4 protein-coding genes are annotated in these 4,751 nt (G+C 66.8%); all 4 read left to right on the top strand.

The window, feature by feature from the left end; translation table 11 throughout:
• The coding region (locus ACK5L9_RS14805) for an LPS-assembly protein LptD (protein WP_416912239.1) at positions 1–1,764 on the top strand (1,764 nt) is incomplete at its 5' end.
• A 32-nt stretch (positions 1,765–1,796) separates the two neighbouring features.
• A complete protein-coding gene (locus ACK5L9_RS14800; protein WP_416912238.1) occupies positions 1,797–3,068 on the top strand; it encodes a peptidylprolyl isomerase in 1,272 nt (423 codons plus the stop codon).
• Complete coding sequence (gene pdxA, locus ACK5L9_RS14795; protein WP_416912237.1) at positions 3,068–4,036, top strand: 4-hydroxythreonine-4-phosphate dehydrogenase PdxA; 969 nt, start codon at positions 3,068–3,070, stop codon at positions 4,034–4,036. Before ACK5L9_RS14800 ends, pdxA begins: the two co-directional genes overlap by 1 nt.
• An 88-nt stretch (positions 4,037–4,124) precedes the next feature.
• Positions 4,125–4,751 (top strand): 16S rRNA (adenine(1518)-N(6)/adenine(1519)-N(6))-dimethyltransferase RsmA (rsmA, locus tag ACK5L9_RS14790; RefSeq protein ID WP_416912236.1); only part of this gene is annotated, 627 nt, incomplete at its 3' end.

The following is a 4,751-nucleotide window of genomic DNA, read 5'->3' as shown; positions in this document are numbered from 1 at the left end:
GAGGGCGGACAGGTCACGAAGCTGCGGCAGGTCGTTTCATCCGCCTGCACGGTCTGCGAGGGCGGCGGTCCGCCGCTGTGGGAAATCCGCGCCCGCAGCGTCACCCATGACGCCCGCACCCGGCTGATCCATCTGGAATATCCGCGCCTGCGCCTGTTCGGCCTGCCGGTCTTTGCCCTGCCCATGACGATCAGCGCCCCGGATCCCACGGTCGAACGGCAGTCTGGCTTTTTGCGACCGGAATACCGCACGACCTCGCAGCTTGGCTTCGGGCTGATGCTGCCCTATTTCAAGACACTTGGCGATCATGCCGATCTGACACTGACACCCTATGTCTCGGCCAGCCGCACACGGACCTTGGGGCTGCGCTATCGTCAGGCCTATCGCCACGGCGCGATGGAATGGAACGGCGCGATCACCCGCGACGATATCGAGGACGGCAAGACGCGCGGCTATCTTTTCGGCGCGGCGCGATTCGAACTGCCGGGCGATTACCGGCTGGGATTGCAGGTACAGACCGCCTCGGACCGCCGCTATCTTCTGGATTACGACATCACGGATGCCGACCGCCTGTGGAGCGGCGCGACCCTGGAACGGGTGCAGCGCGACAAGCTGACCTTTATCCGGGTCGGCAATTACCATTCGCTGCGCAGCGACGAGGGTAACGATACATCGCCCGCGCAGGTCGCCGACGCCTACACGATCCGCCGCTTTACCCCGGCGCTGATCGGCGGCGAGGCAGTGGTGGAATGGTCCACCCATGCCCATGTCCGCCCCTCGGATCAGGACAGTGTCGGCCGTGACATGGCACGCGGCTCGCTGGCGCTGGACTGGCGGAGCAGCACGATCCTGCGGAACGGGGTCGTGGCTTCGGCGATCATGGGCATGAATGCTGACGTCTATTACATCGCGCAGGACAGCCAGTATGACAATGTCGTCGCCCGCGCCGATCCGGTCGGCGGGGTGGAACTGCGCTGGCCGCTGATGGCGCAGCCCGGTGCCGCCACCCATATCGTCGAACCCGTGGCCCAGATCCTGTGGTCACCCTGGCGCAGCACCGAAAACCTGCCGAACGAGGACAGCCGCCTGATCGAGTTCGACGAGGGCAACCTGTTTTCCGCCAACCGTTTTCCCGGCTGGGACCGGCGCGAAGGGGGCCTGCGCGCCAATCTGGGCGTCGGCTGGACGCGGATCGACCCGGCGGGCTGGTCGCTGGGGCTGACCGGGGGCCGGGTGTTTCGCAACTCGGCCGACGATCAGTTTCCCGAATCGTCGCCGCTGGCGGGCAACACCTCGGACTGGCTGATGGCGGCGCATTTCGACAGCGGCACCGGGCTGGCCATCGCCAACCGCGCGCTGTTCAACGACAAGCTGGACATCTCGCGAAACGAATTGCGGCTTGGCTGGCTGCGGCCCGATTTGCAGCTTTCCGCCGGTCATCTGTGGATCACCAGCGACCGTGACGAGGGGCGCGAGACCGATACCAACGAACTGACGGCGAATGTCGGCTGGCAGATCGCCACCGGCTGGTGGGGCAATGCCGAAACCCGGTATGATTTTCAGGCCGAGCGGGCACAAAAGGCAGCGTTGGATCTGACCTATCGCAACGAATGCCTGGCGGTGCAGATGGGCCTGTCGCGACGGTTTTCCAACTCGGACGATATCGACCCCGAGACCAGTTTCGACCTGTCCGTCCAGCTTGGCGGTTTTGGCAGGCAGAAAGACGGTCCGGGCACGGTGGCGCGCCGCCGCTGTATGCGCTAATCTTGCGGCAAAGAAGGATTTGGGGGCAGCAGATGCGGCAGTTTCTTTCCGGCATCGCCATTGCGGCGACTGTGCTTTTGGGTCACGCGGCACCCGTCTTGGCCCAGAGCCCGTTTTCGCCCGTTCTGTATCTGAACGACAAGGCTATCACCGGGTTCGAGGTCGATCAGCGAATGCGCTTCATGCATTTGCTGGGGGCGGGCGATACCGACCGCGCCGCCGCCGAGGATGCTCTGATCAAGGACCGGCTGCGCAAATACGCGGCCGAACAGATGGGCATCACCATCACCGACGAGGGCCTTCAGGAAGGGCTTGAGGAATTTGCGGGCCGCGCCGGAATGGACGCCGCACAGTTCAGCGCCTCGCTGGAACGCGCGGGCGTCGAACCTCAGGCATTTCGCGATTTCGTCGAGGCCGGTGTGGTCTGGCGCAGCGTCATCCGGCAGCGTTTCGTGCCGATGGTCAATGTCTCGGACCGCGAGATCGATCAGGAACTCAGGCGCCGGATCGAAACGCCGGTCATCACCCGCGTGCTGTTGTCGGAACTGATCATCCCGGCCCCTCCGGGTCAGGAACAGGCAGCGGTGCAGCGCGCCACCGCCATCGCCGCCGCCAACCCCGACGACGCCGGATTTGCCGAGGCTGCGCGGCAGTATTCCGCATCGGATTCGGCAGAGGCCGGGGGGCGGCTGAACTGGATCAATATCGACAACCTGCCGCCGACCCTGCGCCCGATCATCCTGTCGCTGCAACCGGGCCAGACCACGCGACCGCTGACCGTGACCGGCGCGGTGATCCTGTTCCGCCTGCGCGACAGCGCGGGCACGCTGCGCCCCGGCGCGCGCGAACAGGTGCTAGATTATCAGACCCTGCACATGGGCAGCGCACAGGATGCAGCGGCGCTGGCGGCACGGGCGCAGGGCTGCGACGATCTTTATGTGCAGGCAGGCAAGCAACTGGCCGCGCAGGTCTTGCGCCAGACCCTGCCCCAGAACCAGATCCCGCCAGTGATCGCCACGCAGCTTGCCTCGCTGGACGATGACGAGGCGGCGGTGGTGAATTACGGTACCAGCGCCGATCTGGTGATGCTGTGTTCGCGCCAGCCCGCGCTTCTGGCCGAGGCCGGAACGCCGGTCGCCACCACGGCCGAGGCCCCCGACGGGGTCGAGAACGCCATCCCCGATCCGCAGGCCATCCCCGACCGCGAGATGGTGCTGGACGACATCCGCAACCGCAAGATCAACGCCATGGCCGACGCCTATCTTGAGGAACTTTATGCCAATGCGGTCATCCGGCGGCCCTGATGCGCCCCGCCCGCGTCCTTCTGACCTGCGGAGAACCTGCGGGCATCGGCCCTGAACTGGCCGTTGCCGCAATTGGATGCGGGGTCGATTTCGCATGGATCGGCGATCCGCGCCATCTGCCGCAGGGCACGCCCGTCGCGCTGATCGAATCCCCCGGCGATCCGGTGCCCGCCGGACATCTGCCGGTGCTGCGCCACGAATTCGACGCCCCCGCCACGCCGGGCCGCCCCGATCCAGCCAATGCCGCAGGCGTGATCCAGGTAATCGCCCGCGCCGTCGATCTGGTGACACAGGGCAAGGCAGCCGCGCTCACCACCCTACCGATCAACAAGCAGGCCCTGAAAGAGGGCGCGGGCTTTGCCTTTCCCGGCCATACCGAATATCTGGCCCATCTGGCGGGCGGGGTGCCGGTGGCGATGATGCTGGCCTCGACCACCATATCGCCGCCCTGCCGCACCGTGCCCGCGACCATCCATATCCCTCTGGAACAGGTGCCCGAGGCACTGACCGATGCGGTGCTGGAACAGGTGATCCGCATCACCCATGCCGCGATGATCCGCGATTTCGGCCTGTCTGCCCCGCGTCTGGCCGTGGCCGGGCTGAACCCCCATGCGGGCGAGGGCGGAACCATGGGCCGGCAAGAGCGCGACCGGATCGCGCCGCTGCTGGACCGCCTGCGCGCCGAGGGGCTGGACATCACCGGCCCCCTGCCCGCCGACACGATGTTCCACGCCCCGGCCCGCGCGCGCCATGACGCGGCGATCTGCGCCTATCACGATCAGGCGCTGATCCCGATCAAGACGCTGGACTTCGCGGGCGGGGTGAATGTGACGCTTGGCCTGCCCTTCATTCGCACCTCGCCCGATCACGGCACCGCCTTCGACATCGCCGGTCAGGGCCGCGCCGATCCCGCCTCGACCATCGCCGCCCTGCGCATGGCCCGCGACATGGCGGCACAGCGGCCATGAGGCAACTCCGCTGCAACATGTCCTCCAGGGGGTCCGGGGGGCTCGCCCCCCGGCTCTCGCGGGACGCAAAGACCCCCGCAGCCCCGGCATGACCTCCATCGACAACCTTCCCCCCCTGCGCCAGGTGATCGCCACCCATGACCTTAGGGCAAAGAAACAGCTTGGCCAGAATTTCCTGCTGGACCTGAACCTAACCGCCAAGATCGCGCGGCAGGCGGGCGATCTGCGCGGATGCGACGTGCTGGAAATCGGCCCCGGCCCCGGCGGGCTGACGCGGGGTCTGCTGGCCGAAGGCGCGCGGCATGTTCTCGCCATCGAAAAAGACCCTCGCGCTCTGCCCGCGCTGGCCGAAATCGCCGCCGCCTATCCGGGGCGGCTGACGGTTCTGCAAGGCGATGCGTTGCAAATCGACCCGCTGGCGCATCTGACCCCGCCGATCCGGGTGGCAGCGAATTTGCCTTATAACGTGGGGACGGAATTGCTGATCCGCTGGCTGACGCCGCCGGACTGGCCGCCTTTCTGGCAGTCGCTGACGCTGATGTTCCAGAAAGAGGTGGCCGAGCGGATCGTAGCCGCGCCAGGCAGCAAGGCCTATGGGCGGCTGGCGCTGCTGGCCCAGTGGCGGGCCGAGGCGCGGATCGTCATGACCCTGCCGCCCGAAGCCTTTGTGCCCGCCCCCAAGGTGCATTCGGCGGTGGTCCATCTGACCGCCCTG

This window comes from Paracoccus sp. (in: a-proteobacteria) (assembly GCF_047973135.1).
Lineage (GTDB): Bacteria > Pseudomonadota > Alphaproteobacteria > Rhodobacterales > Rhodobacteraceae > Paracoccus.
The sequence above is the reverse complement of the archived record's forward strand: the minus strand, read 5'-3'. Positions and strand labels throughout refer to the sequence as shown.

Bases quoted from the DNA above. Each gene is read 5' to 3' on its own strand.
- ACK5L9_RS14800 (WP_416912238.1), top strand. From the start codon at position 1,797: ATGCGGCAGTTTCTTTCCGGCATCGCCATTGCGGCGACTGTGCTTTTG.
- pdxA (WP_416912237.1), top strand. From the start codon at position 3,068: ATGCGCCCCGCCCGCGTCCTTCTGACCTGCGGAGAACCTGCGGGCATC.